Raw genomic sequence first — 19,418 nt, 5'->3', positions numbered from 1 at the left:
GTTGTGGGGGTGAATCGTGGATACCGGCACGACGGTTCCACAAGCACGTATTCGGCGGTGGATCCAAATACTTGAGCGGAAAACAAGGTTATGGCACAAGGCCGGCATTGTGGCGGCTCTAACGTTTCAGCTCAAGCGCGCGACCGCCGGCAACTCCATGGCGCGGACTTCGCTTTGCAGAAAGTCGCTGAGACGGCGCAAACGTTCACCTCCCGGGCGGGTCTTTGGCCACACAAGGTAGTAATTCAAGCCGCTGGCGACCGCGGTTGGCCACGGCAGGCTCAGTCTTCCCTGCGCCACATCTTCGGCGACCATTAACAGGTCGCCCATCGACACACCGTACCCGCGCGCCGCCGCGATCATGCCCAATTCGAGGGTATCGAACACTTGCCCACCCTTGAGTGACACCTGATCGGACAGCCCCATGTGTTCCAGCCAACTGCGCCAATCGCGACGGTCCGGTGTCGGGTGAAGTAATTCGGTGCAAGCCAGTCGAGCCAGATCCCACGGCTGATCATTCAGCAGGTTTGGCGCCCCCACCGGAATCAGCTCTTCGGGAAACAATAAACTCGCCTCCCAATCCGGCGGAAAATGCCCGTCACTCAACAGCACCGCGCAGTCGAACGGCTCATCGTTGAAATCAACCGAATCGACGTCCATCCACGCACTGGTCAGTTGCACTTCGTTGCCAGGCTGCAAATGGCGGAAGCGACTCAGGCGCGCGAGCAACCAGCGCATGGTCAGGGTCGACGGGGCTTTCATACGCAGGATGTCGTCTTCGGCGCGCAAGGTATTACAGGCACGTTCCAATGCCGCGAAACCTTCACGGATGCCAGGCAACAGCAAACGCGCCGACTCGGTCAGCTGCAGATGGCGACCGCTGCGGTGAAACAACTTGCAGGCAAAGTGATCTTCGAGCGTGCGAATGTGCCGGCTCACCGCACTCTGGGTGATCGACAACTCCTCGGCCGCACGCGTGAACGAGCTGTGCCGTGCTGCAGCTTCGAATGCGCGCAGGGCATACAACGGAGGAAGTCGACGGGACATACACAAGGCTCCAGCAGCGGGATGCAGTAAAACGGACAGAATCACATCAGGATGAGTTTTACTCATGCCACCCATCCTTTTTATCCCTTTGTGCAACGCCTGCCAAGCGCCGAGAATCGACGCTCTCCTGTTCCCTCTGAAAATCGAGTGGTGATGACCATGCAGCATCCTGTGCGTACCGAACTCTGGGCCATTCTGCGGCTGGCAGGGCCGTTGATTGCTTCACAGTTGGCGCACATGTTGATGGTGCTGACTGACACATTGATGATGGCGCGCCTGAGTCCGGAAGCGCTCGCGGGCGGCGGTCTCGGTGCAGCGACTTACTCGTTCGTGTCGATTTTCTGCATCGGCGTGATTGCGGCAGTCGGCACGCTGGTGGCGATCCGCAAGGGCGCCGGTGACATCATTGGTGCAGCACGGCTGACTCAGGCCGGGTTGTGGCTGGCGTGGCTGATGGCGCTGGGCGCCGGGTTGCTGCTGTGGAACCTGAAACCGGTGTTGCTGCTGTTCGGCCAGACCGAAACCAACGTCAATGCCGCCGGACAATTCCTGATCGCCCTGCCCTTCGCTCTGCCCGGCTACCTGAGCTTCATGGCCCTGCGCGGTTTCACCAGTGCCATCGGCCGGGCGACACCGGTGATGGTCATCAGCCTGGCCGGCACGGTGGCGAATTTCCTGCTCAATTACGCGCTGATCACCGGCATGTTCGGCCTGCCGAAAATGGGCCTGACGGGCATCGGCCTGGTCACGGCGATTGTCGCCAACTGCATGGCGCTGGCGCTGGCCTGGCACATCCGTCGGCATCCAGCGTATGACGCTTATCCGCTGCGCGCGGGTCTGTCGCGGCCGAATCGACAGTACCTGAAAGAGTTGTGGCGCCTTGGCCTGCCAATCGGCGGCACGTATGCGGTGGAAGTTGGATTATTTGCCTTCGCCGCACTGTGCATGGGCACGATGGGCAGCACGCAGTTGGGTGCGCACCAGATTGCTCTGCAAATCGTCTCGGTGGCGTTCATGGTGCCGGCGGGCATGTCGTACGCGATCACCATGCGCGTCGGTCAGCATTACGGTGCCGGGCAATTGAGCGATGCGCGGATGTCCGGACGGGTCGGGATCGTCTTTGGCGCCGTGGTGATGCTGGGTTTCGCCATGGTGTTCTGGCTGTTGCCGAACCAGTTGGTGGGGCTGTTCCTCGATCACAATGATCCGGCGTTTGCCGAGGTGATTCGCTTGGCGGTGAGCCTGCTGGCAGTGGCGGCGTGGTTTGAACTGTTCGACGGCACGCAGACGATTGCCATGGGCTGCATTCGCGGGCTCAAGGATGCGAAGACCACGTTTCTGGTCGGGCTCGGCTGCTATTGGCTGATCGGCGCGCCGGCGGCGTGGTGGATGGCGTTCCACTTGAACTGGGGGCCGACGGGCGTCTGGTGGGGCTTGGCGTTGGGCCTGGCCTGCGCGGCGGTGAGTCTGACGCTGGCGTTTGAATGGAAGATGAAGCGGATGATTCGGCTGGAGCCTGCGTCATCCAGGCCATTCACAATTCCTCAGACCGACTGAGATCCTCAGTAGCAGTGAGCCTGCTCGCGATAGCGGTGTGTCAGATAATGATGAGTTGTCTGACACTCCGCTATCGCGAGCAGGCGAAGGCCTACAGGGGTATACGCTCAGTTGACGATTTCGAGGGCTGGCTGCTGGCTTGAGCCGTAGGTGAGATATTCAACCAGTTCCGCTAACGGCAACGGCCGGCTGATCAGATACCCCTGCACCTGATCGCAACCAAAGCCGCGCAGCAATTCCAGTTGCTCCGGAGTTTCCACCCCCTCCGCGACCACTTCCAGATGCAGGTTGTGCGCAAGATTGATCATCGCGTGCACCAGTTTGCGGTTCTCTTCGCGCTGCTCCATGCCACCGACAAAGCTCTTGTCGATCTTCAGCAAAGTGATCGGCAGGCTGTTGAGGTGCACGAACGAGGAAAACCCGGTGCCGAAGTCGTCCAGCGAGAAGCGCACACCGAGGCGGCCAAGGGCGTCCATGGTCTGCTTGACCAGATCGCTGCGGCGCATCACCGCCGTTTCCGTCAGTTCGAATTCCAGCCACTGCGCTTCAACACCGCGCTCAGCGATCAAGCGGCTGAGCGTCGGCAACAACTGACTGTCCTGAAACTGGCGGAACGACAGGTTGATCGCCATGTGCAGCGCCGGCAGACCACGTTCGCGCAACGCCTGCATATCGCGCAGAGCCCGGGAAATCACCCAATAACCCAACGGCACGATCAACCCGCTTTGCTCAGCCAGCGGCACGAATTCGCTCGGCGGCAGCAAACCACGTTCGCCATGGCGCCAGCGCACCAAGGCTTCGAGGCCGACAATCTGGCCGTCTTCAAGATTCAGCCTTGGCTGGTAATGCAGCTCCAGTTCATCGCGACGCAAGGCCCGGCGCAGCTCGCTTTCGAGGTCGGCCATGCTCCGCGCGTTGCGGTTGATGCGTTCGTTGAAGATATGAAAAGTGCAGCCCTGCGTGCTTTTGGCCTGCTGCATGGCGATGTGCGCGTGCCACATCAGCGGATCGGCACCGCCCTGCGCACGGGCATGGGCGATGCCAAGACTGGAGCCGATCAGCAGGCTTTCGCCATCGACCCAATACGGTTCGGCGAGCGCTTCGGTGATGCGTTCAGCCATCCATTCGGCGCGTTGTGGCGCACGACGGGTGTCGATCAGCAGAGCGAATTCGTCGCTGCCCAGGCGTGCCAGTTGATCACCCGCCTCCAGCTGACTTTTCAGCCGTGCGACAACCTGCAGGATCAAGCGATCGCCCGCCTGATGACCCAGCGCGTCGTTGGCGTGGCGGAAGTTGTCGAGATCAAGATGTCCAAGGGCCAGGCCGCGACCGTCGTTTTCCGCGAGGCGCGCGGCGAGCAAGGTCTGGAAGCCCTGGCGATTGGCGATGCCGGTCAACGGATCCTGTTCGGCGAGGCGTTGCAGGGTGTTTTCGAGAACGCCGCGTTCGCGCACATGGCGCAGGCAACGGCGCAGCATGCCGGCGTCGAGGGCGTCGAACACCAGCCAGTCGCTGACGCCAACCGGTGCGGTGTCCGGTTCGTGTTCCAGCAGCAATACCGTCGGCAGGCTGCAACGGCCCGGTGCCGGTTGTAATGCCGGAAGGGTCAACAACACCGCATTGCGGTTGTCTTCGAACAGACTGCTGACCGAGTCCCAGCTCGGCGCGCTGATCAGCACCGCCGCGCTCCCCATCGGAGCCAGACACTCACGCAATAACGCTGTCCACGCTGGCTCTTCGGCCAGTAGCAGCAAACGCAAGGGTTCGACAGGCGTAGACAAGCTAGCTCCCTAGACTCTGCAAAGATGTGGGCGGGGCATTATGCCGTTGCGATGTTCAATGACCAAATGACAACGGTTATCAAAACGTTATTTTGTGTCACGAATGAGTACATTAGCCGCAAAATCACCGCGCATCCTCCGCGAAAGTAACAAAACCGGCAAATTTGAATCGCGTGGTACGTCACAAGTCGGAGAGAGCAGCACAATTCTCTGAGCCTGTTAAAATGCCGGCCCATTTCGTCAACGACTCCCGAATTTTCGTATGTCCCGACTCAATCCCCGGCAGCAAGAAGCCGTGAACTACGTCGGCGGCCCTCTATTGGTGCTCGCCGGTGCTGGCTCCGGCAAGACCAGCGTGATCACGCGCAAAATCGCGCACCTGATCCAGAACTGCGGCATCCGCGCCCAGTACATCGTCGCCATGACCTTTACCAACAAGGCCGCGCGCGAGATGAAAGAGCGGGTCGGCACCTTGCTGCGGGCCGGCGAAGGGCGTGGCCTGACCGTCTGCACCTTCCACAACCTCGGTCTCAACATCATCCGCAAGGAACACGCGCGGCTGGGCTATAAACCCGGTTTCTCGATTTTCGACGAGACCGATGTGAAAGCCCTGATGACCGACATCATGCAGAAGGAATACGCGGGCGACGACGGCGTCGACGAGATCAAGAACATGATCGGCGCCTGGAAAAACGACCTGATCCTGCCGCCTCAGGCGCTGGAGAACGCGCGTAATCCCAAGGAACAGACTGCCGCGATCGTCTACACCCACTATCAGCGCACGCTGAAAGCGTTCAACGCGGTGGACTTCGACGACCTGATCCTGTTGCCGGTAAAGCTTTTCGAAGAACACGCCGACATTCTCGAAAAGTGGCAGAACAAGGTGCGCTACCTGCTGGTCGACGAATATCAGGACACCAACGCCAGCCAATACCTGCTGGTAAAAATGCTCATCGGCAAGCGCAACCAGTTCACCGTGGTAGGCGACGACGACCAGTCGATCTATGCTTGGCGCGGCGCGCGGCCGGAAAACCTGATGCTGCTCAAGGACGACTATCCGTCCTTGAAAGTGGTGATGCTCGAGCAGAACTATCGCTCGACGAGTCGCATCCTGCGCTGCGCCAACGTGCTGATCTCGAACAACCCGCACGAATTCGAAAAGCAGCTGTGGAGTGAGATGGGCCACGGCGACGAGATCCGCGTAATCCGCTGCCGCAACGAGGACGCCGAAGCCGAGCGCGTGGCCATGGAAATCCTCAGCCTGCACTTGCGCACCGACCGTCCGTACAGCGACTTCGCGATCCTTTATCGCGGTAACTATCAGGCCAAGCTGATCGAGCTGAAGTTGCAGCACCACCAGGTGCCGTATCGCCTGAGCGGCGGCAACAGCTTCTTCGGCCGTCAGGAAGTGAAAGACCTGATGGCCTACTTCCGCCTGATCGTCAACCCGGATGACGACAACGCCTTCCTGCGCGTGATCAACGTACCGCGCCGGGAAATCGGCTCGACCACTCTGGAAAAACTCGGCAACTACGCCACCGAACGCAAGATCTCGATGTACGCCGCCACCGACGAAATCGGTCTGGGCGAGCATCTGGACAGCCGTTTCACCGATCGCCTGTCGCGCTTCAAGCGCTTCATGGACAAAGTGCGCGAGCAGTGCGCCGGCGAAGACCCGATCTCGGCGCTGCGCAGCATGGTCATGGACATCGACTATGAGAACTGGCTGCGCACCAACAGCTCCAGCGACAAGGCGGCCGATTACCGGATGAGCAACGTCTGGTTCCTGATCGAGGCGTTGAAAAACACCCTCGAAAAGGACGAAGAAGGCGAAATGACCGTCGAGGACGCCATCGGCAAACTGGTCCTGCGCGACATGCTCGAACGTCAGCAGGAAGAGGAAGACGGCGCCGAAGGCGTGCAGATGATGACCCTGCATGCGTCCAAGGGTCTGGAATTCCCTTACGTGTTCATCATGGGCATGGAAGAGGAAATCCTCCCGCACCGTTCCAGCATCGAAGCCGACACCATCGAAGAAGAACGTCGCCTGGCCTACGTGGGCATCACCCGCGCGCGCCAGACCCTGGCCTTCACCTTTGCCGCCAAGCGCAAGCAGTACGGCGAGATCATCGACTGCGCGCCGAGCCGCTTCCTCGATGAGCTGCCGCCGGACGATCTGGCGTGGGAAGGCAACGACGACACACCGACCGAAGTCAAAGTCGTGCGTGGCAACAGCGCATTGGCTGATATACGCGCGATGTTAAAGCGCTAGAATTGACCACTTTTTTTACTAGACCTTCGGCGCACAAAGCGCCAAAAGAGGACAGCTTCATGGAAGCATTGCACCAGAAAATCCGCGAACAAGGCATTGTGCTTTCCGACCAGGTCCTGAAGGTCGACGCCTTCCTGAACCACCAGATCGACCCGGCCCTGATGAAGCTGATCGGCGACGAATTCGCCTCGCTGTTCAAGGATTCGGGCATCACCAAGATCGTCACCATCGAAGCCTCAGGGATAGCCCCGGCGATCATGACCGGTCTGAACCTCGGCGTGCCGGTGATCTTCGCCCGCAAGCAACAGTCCCTGACCCTGACGGAAAACCTGCTGTCGGCGACCGTTTACTCGTTCACCAAAAAGACCGAAAGCACCGTGGCCATCTCCCCGCGTCACCTGACCAGCAGCGACCGCGTGCTGATCATCGACGACTTCCTGGCCAACGGTAAGGCGTCGCAAGCGCTGATCTCGATCATCAAACAGGCCGGCGCGACCGTTGCTGGCCTGGGCATCGTCATCGAGAAGTCGTTCCAGGGCGGCCGCGCCGAGCTGGACTCGCAGGGCTACCGCGTTGAATCGCTGGCCCGCGTGAAATCGCTGAAGGATGGCGTCGTCACTTTCATCGAATAAAGCCACACCGCAGCCCCCCCTGTAGGAGTGAGCCTGCTCGCGATAGCGTAGTGTCAGTCGATATATTCGTCGGCTGAAACACCGCCATCGCGAGCAGGCTCACTCCAACAGGCAACTCTCAAGCCTTCGACAAATCCATTCTGTACCCCGCCCCCGGCACCCCTTCATGCATCGCAGCTTGAATATCCGCGTACAAGGCATTCGCCTCGCCGGTGGTAATCGAACGCGAACAATCACGCAGCACCACATGCAAAAGCACGTTCTCCTGACCCGGCAGCATTCCGAGTCGCTCAATGGCTTGCGCAGGTAAATCCGAATGTTGCCAACGCCCCTTGATTCGCATCTCCTCAATCCATCCAGAACAATCCCCTGCCGCCTGCAACATCCTCTCGGTCAATACCTCTTCACTCAATCCCGGCGTTACCGCCAACGAGATATCGCGGGCAATCGACGGCAAACGAGATACCGCAGTCCAAGGATCCAGATCATGCATCTGCGCCTGCACGCGCACGTTCTGATCACGCAACAAACGAATATCAGGAATGCCTTTGCGCAACATCGTCAGGCGATCCAGCCCCATCCCAAGAGCGAGCCCGCCATGGCGCAGAGGATCAATCTGCAAACGCTGCAATAGCGACTCCGCAATACGCCCGCACTCAAGAACCTCGACCGGCACGCCACCATTCAACACATTCACTTCAATCCCACCCTCGGTGTAGTGATGTGGACTATCGCTATAAACCCATGATTTTTCAGGAACGGCCAACTGCAAAATATCGCCGACAAGACGCAGCAAATGCTCATGGGATGCCAGCTCTGGATCGCCTAATACCCAAATGTCCATTTGGTGCGGCTCGGCGCAATGCCAACGATCTCGGCTATCACGCCTGAAGGTAATGCCCGGTGCTGCCAGCAAAATGGTTTGTCCCGGCTGACGAACCTCCGCGACCTGCTGAAGCGCCGCAGGAATCTGGCTAGTGGTCTGTGTTCGCAAAAGCGAATGCTCATCGACCCAACGGGTGTGCTCACTGCCGAGGGTGATTTCTGCCGGGTCGTAACCCAGCAAACCGTAGTTTTCTTCGGCGGATACGATCCTTGGTCCAACCTGCAACTGGGCTCGGGGCCAGCCCTTTTCTTCGAGTCCCTGAAGGACTTCATTCAGTATTAGTCGGACAGCGTGATCGGGGTGGCTCTTTTCGGTCAAGTCAGTCAGAAGTAAGGCTTGATGGACAGAAACATCTGTCAGGTATTTCTTTGATATATGCACTTTGTGCCCCTGTATTTATGATTGGCATGAGCCCCAGAAAACAAGACCCATAAATAAAACCTAACCAGACAAGACCTCCCACCACAATTTAAAAACCTTGAATTTACAACTTTCAGATTAGGCCTACAGACGCAGTCCACTTAAATAACCGAACCACCCACCTCACAAAACAAGACAGATGAAATCATTCTTAAAAAGCAAGAATATTTATTTAACACGACCACAAACTTATGCATTAATCCGCTCACCCCCATGCAACTTGGGGGATCACAACAAAATCAGAAAAAGGAAAATAAAATGCAAACTGAAAAAACTATAAAAGAAAATCTCAATCGAATCACTTCTGGCCCGGGCAATTTCGGGTGGGCACCGTTAGCCTGGGCGCATACTGAAGATTAATTGAAAGCACCGCGCGGCAACCGCCCTTGCCGCGCACTTCAGAATAAGGGGGGTTTTATGTCACCGCCAAATATAGCGTCGGCGCTCTTCAATCATGAAGAATTTTCGATTATCGCCGACTCGAATGAATTCCTTAGAGAATGCGAGCTTTGGGGATTCGCGACGGTCAATATTGCTCAGTTAGAGACGTTTCCAAAAAACAGCATCGTTTTTTCATTCAGCAACGAAGCTGCAAAAATGACATTTGAGATCGCAAAAAAGACGGAGCGAAAAAAAATCATCTTTTGCGCGACCCAAGTATTTGAACCATCCTTGGCCGCCGCGCTTTACAGCCTAAAGCTTCTGATGGGCAGCGATTTTCAGCAATCGCTCTGCTCGCAGCGAGCTGTGTTGAATATGCTTAACTCCCACCAGACCTTTTCGTTATCTGGCAACGAATCCAATGCAACCGTATCTATTCTTCCCCATGCACAGCCTTATGCATTGCTTGGCGAAGATGTGACCGAAAACTTCGTGCAGTCCGTCGCAGAATTTTTTGAGGTTCATTACGCACATATGAACCCATTAGAGCCCTGCCCTTTTATATTCTCAGGCACATTGAATGTTTCCGGAATACTGACTGTACTCAGAAAGCCTAACCCCGAGTTACCTGCCGGTGTAAGAACATCTCTAAAATGGCTAAGCGATCGGATATCAAACGAAGAGACCTTGCTCACAATAGAAGAAAACAACATAACCTCATTAAGAATAAATAACGAAGAACATATTAAGCTTCTGGATCTGGCTGCGGGCAAACGCGGACTTAAACTTACGGAATTTGCCATCGGTGTTAACGAATCCATCTCGACCAAAATTGATTACAAAATCAACTCTCAAATGAATGAGGGAGTCAGCGGTGTTCATTTAGCTATTGGTGATGGTTCCTCTGGCTACCACATAGACTTTCTTAGCCCATCCGTGAGCGTCCATCCGATTCACTCGTTAGAGTGCGCTTAATATGTAGGAGTAAGCCTGATTGCGAATGCCTAGGGTCAGTCGACATCTTGGTTGACTGATGCACCGCCATCGCGAGCAGGCTCACTCCTACAGTTGTTTTGGGTCCGGCAGTTATTGTGCGGTGGCTTTGAGGCCGGTGAGCAGCAGGCGTTGGAAGATGTCTTCTTTCAGGCCTTCCGGGTTGGTGAGCTGCATGCGTTCGAGGTGTTCTGGGTATAGCGATGCCTCGGGGGCGTCGAGGGCGGCTTTGCCGAGTTCGAGGATTTCGGTGAGTTTGAATTTGCTCTTCAGCCAGTTCAGCGCACGCAGCAAATCCCGCTCGATCGCGGTGAAATCACAGCCCAGTGGATATTCTGGAAACAGGTTCGGATGCAGCGCGGCGATTGCCTGCAAACGCTGTGGCGTGTTGTCGGCAAAGCGTGGGTCGAGGCGGAAATCCTTTGGCAGCTTGCCGACTTTTTGCGCTTGCTCGATCAAGCCCTGCTGGAAGCGCGAGTCGCTGATGTTCAACAGCGATTCAATGACGACCGCGTCGGATTTACCACGCAGATCGGCAATGCCGTACTCGGTGACAACGATATCGCGCAGATGCCGTGGAATCGTGCAGTGGCCGTATTCCCAGACGATATTCGAACTGACGTCGCCACCGGATTCACGCCAGCTGCGCAGAATCAGAATCGAGCGGGCATCGTGCAGCGCGTGGCCCTGCGCCACGAAGTTGTACTGCCCACCGACACCGCTCAGCACCCGTCCGTCTTCGAGTTGATCCGCCACGCCCGCGCCCAGCAACGTCATGGTGAACACCGTGTTGATGAAGCGCGCATCAAGGCGCTGCAAGCGCTTGAGTTCTTCCTGCCCGTAGAGCTCGTTGATGTAGCTGATGCGGGTCATGTTGAATTCGAGGCGTTTGCTCTGCGGTAACTCGCGCAGACGTTCATAGAAACTGCGCGGGCCGAGGAAGAAGCCGCCGTGCACCGAGATGCCGTCAGTCTGCGCCGCCTCGTCGAGGGTGCCGGCGTTGGCCTGCTCCTGAGTCTGTACGTCGGGATAGACCTTGCGCCGGATGATCCCGGCATCTGCCAGCACCAGCAAGCCGTTGACGAACATTTCGCTGCAACCGTACAAACCTTTGGCGAATGGCCCGGTGCCGCCCTCGCGGTGGATCAACTGCGCCCATTGGCTGAGGTTGATGTCGTCGAGCAACGCCTTGTAACCGGCGTTATCCGCCTGACGTGTAAGCAGCGCAGCAGTCAGCGCATCACCCATTGAGCCGATGCCGATCTGCAACGTACCGCCGTCGCGCACCAGCGTACTGGCGTGCAAACCAATGAAATGGTCCTGAAACCCCACCGGCATGTTCGGCGTGGAAAACAGCGTGCTGTTGTCCTTGGCGTCGATCAGCAGGTCGAAGGTGTCGATATCGACTTCAGCATCGCCGGGCATGTACGGCAGATCGGTGTGCACCTGGCCGACCAGCAGGATCGTCTCCCCAGCTTCGCGACGCTTGGCGATCATCGGCAACAGGTCGAGGGTGATATCGGGGTTGCAGCTCAGGCTCAGACGGTCGGGGTGTTCGCTGCTGCTGGCTAATAACTGCGCTACCAGATTCAGCCCGGCGGCGTTGATGTCGCGAGCGGCGTGGCTGTAATTGCTGCTGACGTAATCCTGCTGGGCCGGCGCGCTGTTGAGCAGGCTGCCGGGCTGCATGAAGAACTGTTCGATACGGATGTTGGCCGGCAGGCTGTCGCGATGCAGGTCGGCGAGGAAATCGAATTCCGGGTAATCACCGAAGACGCGCTCGACGAAGGGTTCGATGAAGCGCTTCTGCAATCCATCACCCAGCGCCGGGCGGCCGAGGCACAGCGCGGTGTAAATCGTCAGCTGCCGCTCGGGCAGCTCTTTGATTCGCCGGTACAGCGCGTTGACGAAGTGATTGGGTTTGCCCAGGCCTAGCGGCATGCCCATGTGGATGTGCGCCGGCAAGCGCGCCAGCACGTCGTCCACTGCCTGTTCGATCGAACACAACTGCACCATCTGAAGCCTCCTGCCCGTTCCGTGAATAGGGGTAGACCGAGCTTGCCTTGAGTTTGCTGCAAAGAACAGCTTCAGAGTGAATGTGCGCTGTTCTTGAAATGTTTTTCCGACTTGAAATTGTTGCCCTCACCCTAGCCCTCTCCCGGAGGGAGAGGGGACTGATTCGGGGATGCTCGGCATCTACATCGACCTGAAAGAGCTGTACCGAATCCATAATCGCTAAGGTCTTTCAGGTCGATGGATAGCGAAAGACACTTCGGTCGGCCCCCTCTCCCTACGGGCGGTCCGACGTTTCGGGAGGGCTGGGGTGAGGGCTACTAAATCGCAGGCACAAAAAAACCGTCCGAAGACGGTTTTTTTCGTCAGAAGCGCGGCTTATTTCAGGCCGGACATCTTCTGGATTGCACCTTTCAACTCTTCATCCGAGCAATCGGCGCAGGTGCCTTTCGGTGGCATCGAGTTAATACCGGTGATGGCCTTGGCCAGGATGCCGTCGAGGCCGCCTTGATGATCAGCGCGCTCTTGCCAAGCCGCCTTGTCACCGATTTTTGGTGCGCCCAGCAGGCCTGTGCCGTGGCAAGCATTGCAGTGCTTGGCAATCACATCATCAGGGGACTTCGCCCCGCCACCACCACCTGCGGAAGCGGCAACTTCCATCCCTTTGCATTCCTGCCCTTGGACGCACACCTGGCCGACCGGCTCGAGGCGTTTGGCAATGTCGTCATTCGTCGCAGCTTGAGCGCTGACAGCCCAGAGGGCCAGTACGGTTGCTGGTGCAGCCAGCATTTTCATAATTAGGTTCACGCGTTCACCCTCAATGGTGGCTATTCACGCCTGCGGCCACGGTTCGCAGGCGGGCGGAAGTATAGCGGGTAGCCCGTCACACTGAAACAACCCCATAGTCGAAGGGGTTATACCGCACGGTAGAAAAACGGTCCGGATGCCTTTGCCATCATGGCTTGGCACCTCTTTGTTAAAAATTCGCCGGCGTGGCTGCGCTGATTAGTCGCGCAGGCGCGTCGAACGGATTACGGAAACGATGCGGCTTGGTACTTTCAAAGTAGTAGCTGTCGCCGGCTTCGAGAATAAAAGTTTCCAGACCCACCACCAGTTCCAGACGACCTTCCACCAGAATCCCGGTTTCCTCGCCTTCATGGGTGAGCATTTCTTCGCCGGTATCGGCGCCCGGCGGGTAGATTTCATTGAGGAAGGCGATGGCGCGGCTGGGGTGCGCGCGGCCGACCAGTTTCATGGTCACGGCGCCGTCGGAAATGTCGATCAGCTCGTTGGCCTTGTAGACAATCTGGGTCGGGACTTCCTGCAGGATTTCTTCGGAAAAGAACTCGACCATGGACATGGGGATGCCGCCCAGTACCTTCCTCAGCGAACTGATCGAAGGACTGACGCTGTTCTTTTCGATCATCGAAATGGTGCTGTTGGTGACGCCCGCGCGTTTGGCGAGTTCACGCTGGGAAAGCCCTTTGAGCTTGCGGATCGATTGCAGTCGTTCACCGACGTCCAAGGCGGGAGCCTCCTGATGTTGTAAGAATATTGAGCGTTATCATGGCGACAGCGTTCAGTATTTACAACACTTGGCCCCCGCAGCGGCGTTAACCCTCGGAATAGAGCCTTGGCACTCGGCGCAGATTGCAAAAGATCTGGTACGGAATGGTGTCGGCCCACTGCGCCACTTCACTGGCGAGGATATTTTTGCCCCACAATTCGACGCTCGAACCGAGGTCGGCTTGCGGCACATCGGTCAGATCGATGCAGAGCATGTCCATCGACACGCGACCGAGAATGCGGCTGCGCTTGCCAGCCACCAAAACCGGCGTGCCGGTCGGCGCCTGACGCGGGTAGCCATCGGCGTAACCCATGGCGACCACGCCGATGCGCATCGGCTTGTCGGTGATGAATTTGGCGCCGTAGCCGATCGGCTCGCCGGCGGGCAGCTCACGCACACAGATGACTTTCGATTCGAGGGTCATCACCGGTTGCAGGCGCTCGGCCACGGCGTTGGCTTCTTCGAACGGGGTCGCGCCATAAAGCATGATGCCCGGGCGCACCCAATCGCTGTGAATCTGCGGCCAACCGAGCACAGCCGGCGAGTTGCGCAAGCTGACTTCCGCCGCCAGGCCCTGACGCGCCGCTTCAAACACCGCAACCTGCTCGGTGCTGCTCTGCGCGTGCAGTTCATCGGCGCGGGCGAAGTGGCTCATCAAGACGATTTTCGCCACTTTGCCGCTGGCCAGCAGCCGTTGATAGGCTGCCGGGTAATCCTTGGGATGCAGACCGACACGGTGCATGCCCGAATCAAGCTTCAGCCACACGGTAATCGGCTTGCTCAGCGTCGCCTGCTCAATTGCTTCGAGCTGCCACAGCGAATGCACCACGGTCCAGAAATCATGCTCGACGATCAACGCCAGCTCATCGGCTTCGAAGATGCCTTCGAGCAACAACACCGGGGCCTTGATGCCGGCCGCGCGCAACTCCAGCGCTTCTTCGATGCAAGCGACGGCAAAACCGTCGGCCTCGGCTTCCAGCGCCTGCGCGCAACGCACCGCGCCATGGCCATAGGCATCCGCCTTAATCACCGCTAACGCCTTGGCGCCGGTGACTTCGCGGGCAATTCGGTAGTTGTGGCGCAGGGCTTCTAGGTCGATCAGGGCACGGGCAGGACGCATGGCGGCAGACTTCTAGGCGGTCATGGGAAGAAAAACCGGCGCCGACTGACGACGTGAACCGCCAACAGCGCCGGGAGAGGGATCTTTACAACGGTTACGGCAGCGCGGCGACGATGGAAATTTCCACCAGAATGCTCGGTTTGGCCATTTTCGCTTCGACGGTGGCACGGGCCGGGGCGGCGCCTTTGGGCAGCCACTGGTCCCACACCGAGTTCATCCCGGCAAAGTGCGCCTCGATGTCGTTCAGGTAAATCGTCGCCGACAGCAGGTGTTGTTTGTCAGTGCCGGCCAGATCAAGCAAACGCTCGATATTGGCAAGTACTTCGCGAGTCTGCTGTTCAATCCCGGCGTCGAAGTCGTCGCCGACCTGCCCGGCCAGATACACGGTGCCGTTGTGGCTGACGATCTGACTCATGCGCTCATTGGTGAGCTGGCGCTGGATTGCCATGTTTTGCGGACTCCTGAATTTTGTTGCCGTAACGGGAAATATCGAGGCCTTCGGCGCTGATCTGTGGCTTTTTCTTTGCCATCAGGTCGGCCAGCAAACGACCGGAACCGCACGCCATGGTCCAACCGAGGGTGCCGTGACCGGTGTTGAGGAACAGGTTCTTGAACGGTGTGGCACCCACGATCGGCGTGCCGTCCGGGGTGGTCGGACGCAGACCGGTCCAGAAACTCGCCTCGGCCAGATTACCGCCCTGAGGATAAAGGTCGTTGACGATCATCTCCAGGGTTTCGCGGCGGCGCGGGTTCAGCGACAGGTCAAAACCGGCGATCTCGGCCATGCCGCCAACGCGGATGCGGTTGTCGAAACGGGTGATCGCGACCTTGTAGGTCTCGTCGAGAATAGTCGAGGTCGGAGCCATCGCCGGGTTGGTGATCGGCACGGTCAGCGAGTAACCCTTGAGCGGATACACCGGGGCCTTGATGCCCAGCGGCTTGAGCAATTGCGGCGAATAGCTGCCGAGCGCCAGCACGTAGCGGTCGGCGGTTTCCAGTTTGCCGTCGATCCACACGCCGTTGATGCGATCACCGGCGTAGTCGAGTTTCTGAATGTCCTGGCCGAAGCGGAATTCGACACCGAGTTTCACTGCCATTTCGGCGAGACGCGTGGTGAAGATCTGGCAGTCGCCAGTCTGGTCATTCGGCAGGCGCAGGGCGCCGGCGAGGATGTCAGTGACACCTGCCAGCGCTGGCTCGACGCGGGCAATGCCGGCGCGATCGAGGACTTCAAACGGCACGCCGGATTCTTTCAGCACGGCGATGTCTTTGGCGGCATTATCCAGTTGCGCCTGGGTGCGGAACAATTGAGTGGTGCCGAGGCTGCGGCCTTCGTAGGCGATGCCGGTTTCGGCGCGCAATTCATCGAGGCAGTCGCGGCTGTACTCGGACAGACGCACCATGCGCTCCTTGTTCACCGCGTAACGGCTGGCGGTGCAGTTGCGCAGCATCTGCGCCATCCACAGGTACTGGTCGATGTCGGCAGTGGCCTTGATCGCGAGAGGGGCGTGGCGTTGCAGCAGCCACTTAATCGCCTTCAGCGGCACGCCCGGCGCGGCCCACGGCGAGGCGTAGCCCGGCGAGACCTGGCCGGCGTTGGCGAAACTGGTCTCCATGGCCGCAGCGGGCTGCCGGTCGACCACCACCACTTCAAACCCGGCACGGGCCAGATAGTAAGCACTGGCGGTACCGATGACGCCGCTACCCAAGACCATAACGCGCATTTTGTATCCCTCATCGCGGCTTTTCGCCGAGCTGTGTTGTTAGAGCAATGATGCGCGCAGTGTAAAAAAGAAATGCCAGTGCTTTTCACTATATAAGCGCCTATATTTGGCGACAATTCTCGGCAAAAACCCTTTTCACGGAGGCGCATCCCCTATGCGTACCAACACTCAGACCAAACGTGAGCTGGACAAGATCGACCGCAACATCTTGCGGATCCTGCAGGCGGACGGGCGGATTTCCTTTACCGAACTCGGGGAAAAGGTCGGCCTCTCCACCACGCCGTGCACCGAGCGGGTAAGGCGTCTGGAGCGCGAAGGAATCATCATGGGCTACAACGCCCGGCTGAATCCGCAGCACTTGAAGGGTAGCTTGCTGGTGTTTGTCGAGATCAGCCTTGACTACAAATCCGGCGACACTTTCGAAGAGTTCCGCCGCGCGGTGCTGAAATTGCCGCACGTGCTGGAATGTCATTTGGTGTCAGGGGATTTCGACTATCTGGTGAAGGCGCGGATTTCCGAGATGGCTTCGTACCGCAAACTGCTGGGCGACATTCTGCTGAAGCTGCCGCATGTGCGGGAGTCGAAGAGTTATATCGTGATGGAAGAGGTGAAGGAGAGCCTGAGCCTGCCGATTCCAGACTGAGCACCGCGACGATCGTTCCCGCGCTCTGCGTGGGAATGCCTCTTCGGACGCTCCGCGTTCGGCATTTGGGACGCAGAGCGTCCCGGGCTGCATTCCCACGCAGAGCGTGGGAATGATCATGAAACGCTACGACTAAACCAACACCTGCCGATTCGCCGTCATGTACTCGAATATCTGCTTCTCCACCCGCGGATGAATCAGCTCCACCGGCCGCCGCTCATTCGGGCAAGGCAAGGTTTTGGTCGTGCCAAACAAGCGGCAAATCAACGGCCGCTCCTCATACACCGTGCAGCCATTCGGCCCCAGATGCACACAGTTCAACTCCTCCATCGCCGCATCCTGCTCGGCGCGGGTCTTGCGCGGCAGGCGGGACATTTCTTCCGGCGAAGTGGTCACTGGCCCGCAGCAGTCGTGGCAGCCGGGCACGCACTCGAACGAGGGGATCTGCTGACGCAAGGTGCGGACTGTCTGGCTGTTGCAGCTCATCGAAACGGTAACCAAGGTGGAATAGGCGCCAATTGTGCCGCAAAAGCCCTGATCCAGACACCGCCGGCCGACCAGTGTTGCCCACGTTCGGGCGTGCGGCTTATGCTCCGTCAAATTTTCTCGACACCTTAGCCGTTGGATGACGCCCATGACTGCCCGCGCCCACTCCCCCGCGAGCCAACCCCACGTTGCCTCTTATTACGCCGCCAGCAGCTTGCCGCAGCCGGATCATCCTGCGCTGCAAGGTGAAATGGTGGCTGATGTCTGCGTGGTTGGTGGCGGTTTTTCCGGGTTGAACACGGCACTGGAACTGGCTGAACGCGGCCTCAGCGTGGTGCTACTGGAAGCACACAAGATTGGCTGGGGCGCCAGTGGCCGCAACGGCGGGCAGTTGATTCGCGGCGTCGGCCACGGCCTCGATCAGTTCACCAACGTCATCGGCGCCGACGGCGTGCGCGAGATGAAACTCATGGGCCTGGAAGCGGTGGAAATCGTTCGTCAGCGCGTCGAGCGTTTTCAGATTGCCTGTGACCTGACCTGGGGCTACTGCGACCTCGCCAACAAACCGTCCGACCTCGAAGGCTTTGCCGAAGACGCCGAAGAATTGCGTGGCCTTGGCTATCGCTACGAAACCCGCTTGCTGCAAGCCAACGATATGCACACGGTGGTCGGCTCCAAGCGCTATGTCGGCGGATTGATCGACATGGGTTCAGGACATCTGCATCCGCTGAATCTGGCGCTGGGTGAAGCGGCAGCGGCGCAGCAATTGGGCGTCAAACTGTTTGAACACTCCGCAGTGACGCGTATCGATTACGGCCCCGAAGTCAAAGTCCATACAGCCCACGGTTTGGTACGCGCGAAAACGCTGGTGCTCGGCTGCAATGCCTATCTCAATGATCTGAACCCGCAACTCAGCGGCAAAGTCCTGCCCGCCGGCAGCTACATCATCGCCACCGAACCGTTGAGCGAAGAACAGGCGCACAGCCTGCTGCCGCAGAACATGGCGGTCTGCGACCAACGTGTCGCGCTGGATTACTACCGGCTCTCGGCCGATCATCGTTTGCTGTTCGGCGGTGCCTGTCATTATTCGGGGCGGGATCCGAAGGATATCGGCGCCTACATGCAGCCGAAGATGCTCGAAGTATTCCCGCAATTGGCCGGGGTGAAGATCGATTATCAGTGGGGCGGGATGATCGGTATCGGCGCAAACCGTTTGCCGCAGATTGGCCGGCTCGCGGATCAGCCAAATGTGTATTACGCCCAGGCGTATTCCGGACACGGGGTGAATGCCACGCACCTGGCGGGCAAGTTGCTCGCCGAGGCGATCAGCGGGCGGCACAGCGGTGGCTTTGATCTGTTTGCCAAGGTGCCGCACATCACTTTCCCGGGCGGCAAGCATTTGCGTTCGCCGCTGTTGGCGTTGGGGATGTTGTGGCATCGGATGAAAGAGTTGGTCTGATTGATCGTTCCCACGCTCTGCGTGGGAATGCATCCAGTGACGCTCTGCGTCACAGCGGACGCGGAGCGTCCGGGGCGGCGTTCCCACGCAGAGCGTGGGAACGATCAGTGGTTATCAGATCCGCCAGAACGGCTTCAACCCCTCCTCCTGCGCCTGTTCACGCGTCAGCCCGATGTCCTTGAGCTGATCCGCCGTCAGCGCCAGCAACGCCTTTCGCGTGTGCAGACGATGCCAGAACAGATTCCAGCGACTCAGGCCGGATGGCGCGTTACGCATGAGATTGCGCGCGTTGTCCTTCTGCCCTGCCGCCAGTTCCTGACTGTGTAACGTCAGCCGCACATCGCTCAAGCCGTTCATTTTCGTTGCTCCTGTTTACTTGGGTAGCCAGAGATTCCATGATGCGCGGGCGAGCAAAACCGTTACAGATTCAAAGCAAC

17 protein-coding genes are annotated in these 19,418 nt (G+C 58.5%); 6 read left to right on the top strand and 11 right to left on the bottom strand.

Annotation, left to right across the window (positions count from 1 at the left end; translation table 11 throughout):
- Positions 1-126: 126 nt before the first annotated feature.
- Positions 127-1,047: a LysR substrate-binding domain-containing protein gene (locus CKW38_RS16050; RefSeq protein ID WP_095113229.1), complete on the bottom strand. Its 921-nt coding sequence runs from the start codon at positions 1,045-1,047 to the stop codon at positions 127-129.
- A gap of 159 nt (positions 1,048-1,206) precedes the next feature.
- On the opposite strand from CKW38_RS16050, the gene CKW38_RS16045 reads away from it, so the two are divergent.
- Positions 1,207-2,604, top strand: a complete 1,398-nt coding sequence (locus tag CKW38_RS16045) for a NorM family multidrug efflux MATE transporter (RefSeq protein WP_095113247.1) — start codon at positions 1,207-1,209, stop codon at positions 2,602-2,604.
- A 107-nt stretch (positions 2,605-2,711) separates the two neighbouring features.
- On the opposite strand, the gene CKW38_RS16040 is transcribed toward CKW38_RS16045, so the two are convergent.
- Complete coding sequence (locus CKW38_RS16040; protein WP_095113228.1) at positions 2,712-4,385, bottom strand: bifunctional diguanylate cyclase/phosphodiesterase; 1,674 nt, start codon at positions 4,383-4,385, stop codon at positions 2,712-2,714.
- A 262-nt stretch (positions 4,386-4,647) separates the two neighbouring features.
- Here CKW38_RS16040 and rep point away from each other — a divergent pair, with 262 nt between their 5' ends.
- Positions 4,648-6,657, top strand: a complete 2,010-nt coding sequence (gene rep / locus CKW38_RS16035) for a DNA helicase Rep (RefSeq protein ID WP_007920400.1) — start codon at positions 4,648-4,650, stop codon at positions 6,655-6,657.
- A 59-nt stretch (positions 6,658-6,716) separates the two neighbouring features.
- Positions 6,717-7,289, top strand: coding sequence for a xanthine phosphoribosyltransferase (locus CKW38_RS16030; protein WP_007920398.1), 573 nt, complete (start codon positions 6,717-6,719; stop codon positions 7,287-7,289).
- A 118-nt stretch (positions 7,290-7,407) separates the two neighbouring features.
- On the opposite strand, the gene CKW38_RS16025 is transcribed toward CKW38_RS16030, so the two are convergent.
- Positions 7,408-8,556: a hypothetical protein gene (locus CKW38_RS16025; protein ID WP_095113227.1), complete on the bottom strand. Its 1,149-nt coding sequence runs from the start codon at positions 8,554-8,556 to the stop codon at positions 7,408-7,410.
- 399 nt (positions 8,557-8,955) lie between these two features.
- On the opposite strand from CKW38_RS16025, the gene CKW38_RS16020 reads away from it, so the two are divergent.
- Positions 8,956-9,951, top strand: a complete 996-nt coding sequence (locus CKW38_RS16020) for a hypothetical protein (protein WP_371857966.1) — start codon at positions 8,956-8,958, stop codon at positions 9,949-9,951.
- A gap of 111 nt (positions 9,952-10,062) precedes the next feature.
- On the opposite strand, the gene CKW38_RS16015 is transcribed toward CKW38_RS16020, so the two are convergent.
- The 6 genes from CKW38_RS16015 to dadA all read right to left on the bottom strand — a co-directional run bounded on the left by CKW38_RS16015 (position 10,063) and on the right by dadA (position 16,393).
- Complete coding sequence (locus tag CKW38_RS16015) at positions 10,063-11,985, bottom strand: acetyl-CoA hydrolase/transferase C-terminal domain-containing protein (protein WP_095113225.1); 1,923 nt, start codon at positions 11,983-11,985, stop codon at positions 10,063-10,065.
- 375 nt (positions 11,986-12,360) lie between these two features.
- Positions 12,361-12,777: a cytochrome c5 family protein gene (locus CKW38_RS16010; RefSeq protein WP_042705063.1), complete on the bottom strand. Its 417-nt coding sequence runs from the start codon at positions 12,775-12,777 to the stop codon at positions 12,361-12,363.
- Positions 12,778-12,958: 181 nt separating this feature from the next.
- Positions 12,959-13,507: a cupin domain-containing protein gene (locus CKW38_RS16005; protein ID WP_007920393.1), complete on the bottom strand. Its 549-nt coding sequence runs from the start codon at positions 13,505-13,507 to the stop codon at positions 12,959-12,961.
- An 88-nt stretch (positions 13,508-13,595) separates the two neighbouring features.
- Complete coding sequence (alr, locus tag CKW38_RS16000; protein ID WP_007920392.1) at positions 13,596-14,669, bottom strand: alanine racemase; 1,074 nt, start codon at positions 14,667-14,669, stop codon at positions 13,596-13,598.
- 94 nt (positions 14,670-14,763) lie between these two features.
- Positions 14,764-15,117: a RidA family protein gene (locus CKW38_RS15995; protein ID WP_042561737.1), complete on the bottom strand. Its 354-nt coding sequence runs from the start codon at positions 15,115-15,117 to the stop codon at positions 14,764-14,766.
- Complete coding sequence (gene dadA, locus CKW38_RS15990) at positions 15,089-16,393, bottom strand: D-amino acid dehydrogenase (protein WP_095113224.1); 1,305 nt, start codon at positions 16,391-16,393, stop codon at positions 15,089-15,091. Before dadA ends, CKW38_RS15995 begins: the two co-directional genes overlap by 29 nt.
- 154 nt (positions 16,394-16,547) lie before the next feature.
- On the opposite strand from dadA, the gene CKW38_RS15985 reads away from it, so the two are divergent.
- Entirely contained in the window at positions 16,548-17,036 is a 489-nt protein-coding gene (locus tag CKW38_RS15985) for an Lrp/AsnC ligand binding domain-containing protein (RefSeq protein WP_003177284.1), read from the top strand.
- A gap of 132 nt (positions 17,037-17,168) precedes the next feature.
- Here the strand turns inward: CKW38_RS15985 and CKW38_RS15980 are convergent, their stop codons facing one another.
- Positions 17,169-17,522: a YkgJ family cysteine cluster protein gene (locus CKW38_RS15980; RefSeq protein ID WP_007920389.1), complete on the bottom strand. Its 354-nt coding sequence runs from the start codon at positions 17,520-17,522 to the stop codon at positions 17,169-17,171.
- 148 nt (positions 17,523-17,670) lie between these two features.
- Here CKW38_RS15980 and CKW38_RS15975 point away from each other — a divergent pair, with 148 nt between their 5' ends.
- The gene (locus tag CKW38_RS15975) at positions 17,671-18,981 is read left to right on the top strand and encodes an FAD-binding oxidoreductase (RefSeq protein WP_095113223.1); all 1,311 of its coding nucleotides are present in this window, start codon (positions 17,671-17,673) and stop codon (positions 18,979-18,981) included.
- Positions 18,982-19,095: 114 nt separating this feature from the next.
- Here the strand turns inward: CKW38_RS15975 and CKW38_RS15970 are convergent, their stop codons facing one another.
- Positions 19,096-19,338 carry a DUF1127 domain-containing protein gene (locus CKW38_RS15970; RefSeq protein ID WP_007920387.1) on the bottom strand — a complete coding sequence of 81 codons (243 nt, stop codon included), beginning with the start codon at positions 19,336-19,338 and terminating at the stop codon, positions 19,096-19,098.
- Between the last annotated feature and the right edge of the window lie 80 nt (positions 19,339-19,418).

The sequence above is a fragment of the Pseudomonas sp. Irchel 3H7 genome (assembly GCF_900187605.1).
GTDB lineage: Bacteria > Pseudomonadota > Gammaproteobacteria > Pseudomonadales > Pseudomonadaceae > Aquipseudomonas.
This window is presented reverse-complemented; position numbering and strand designations above follow the sequence as displayed.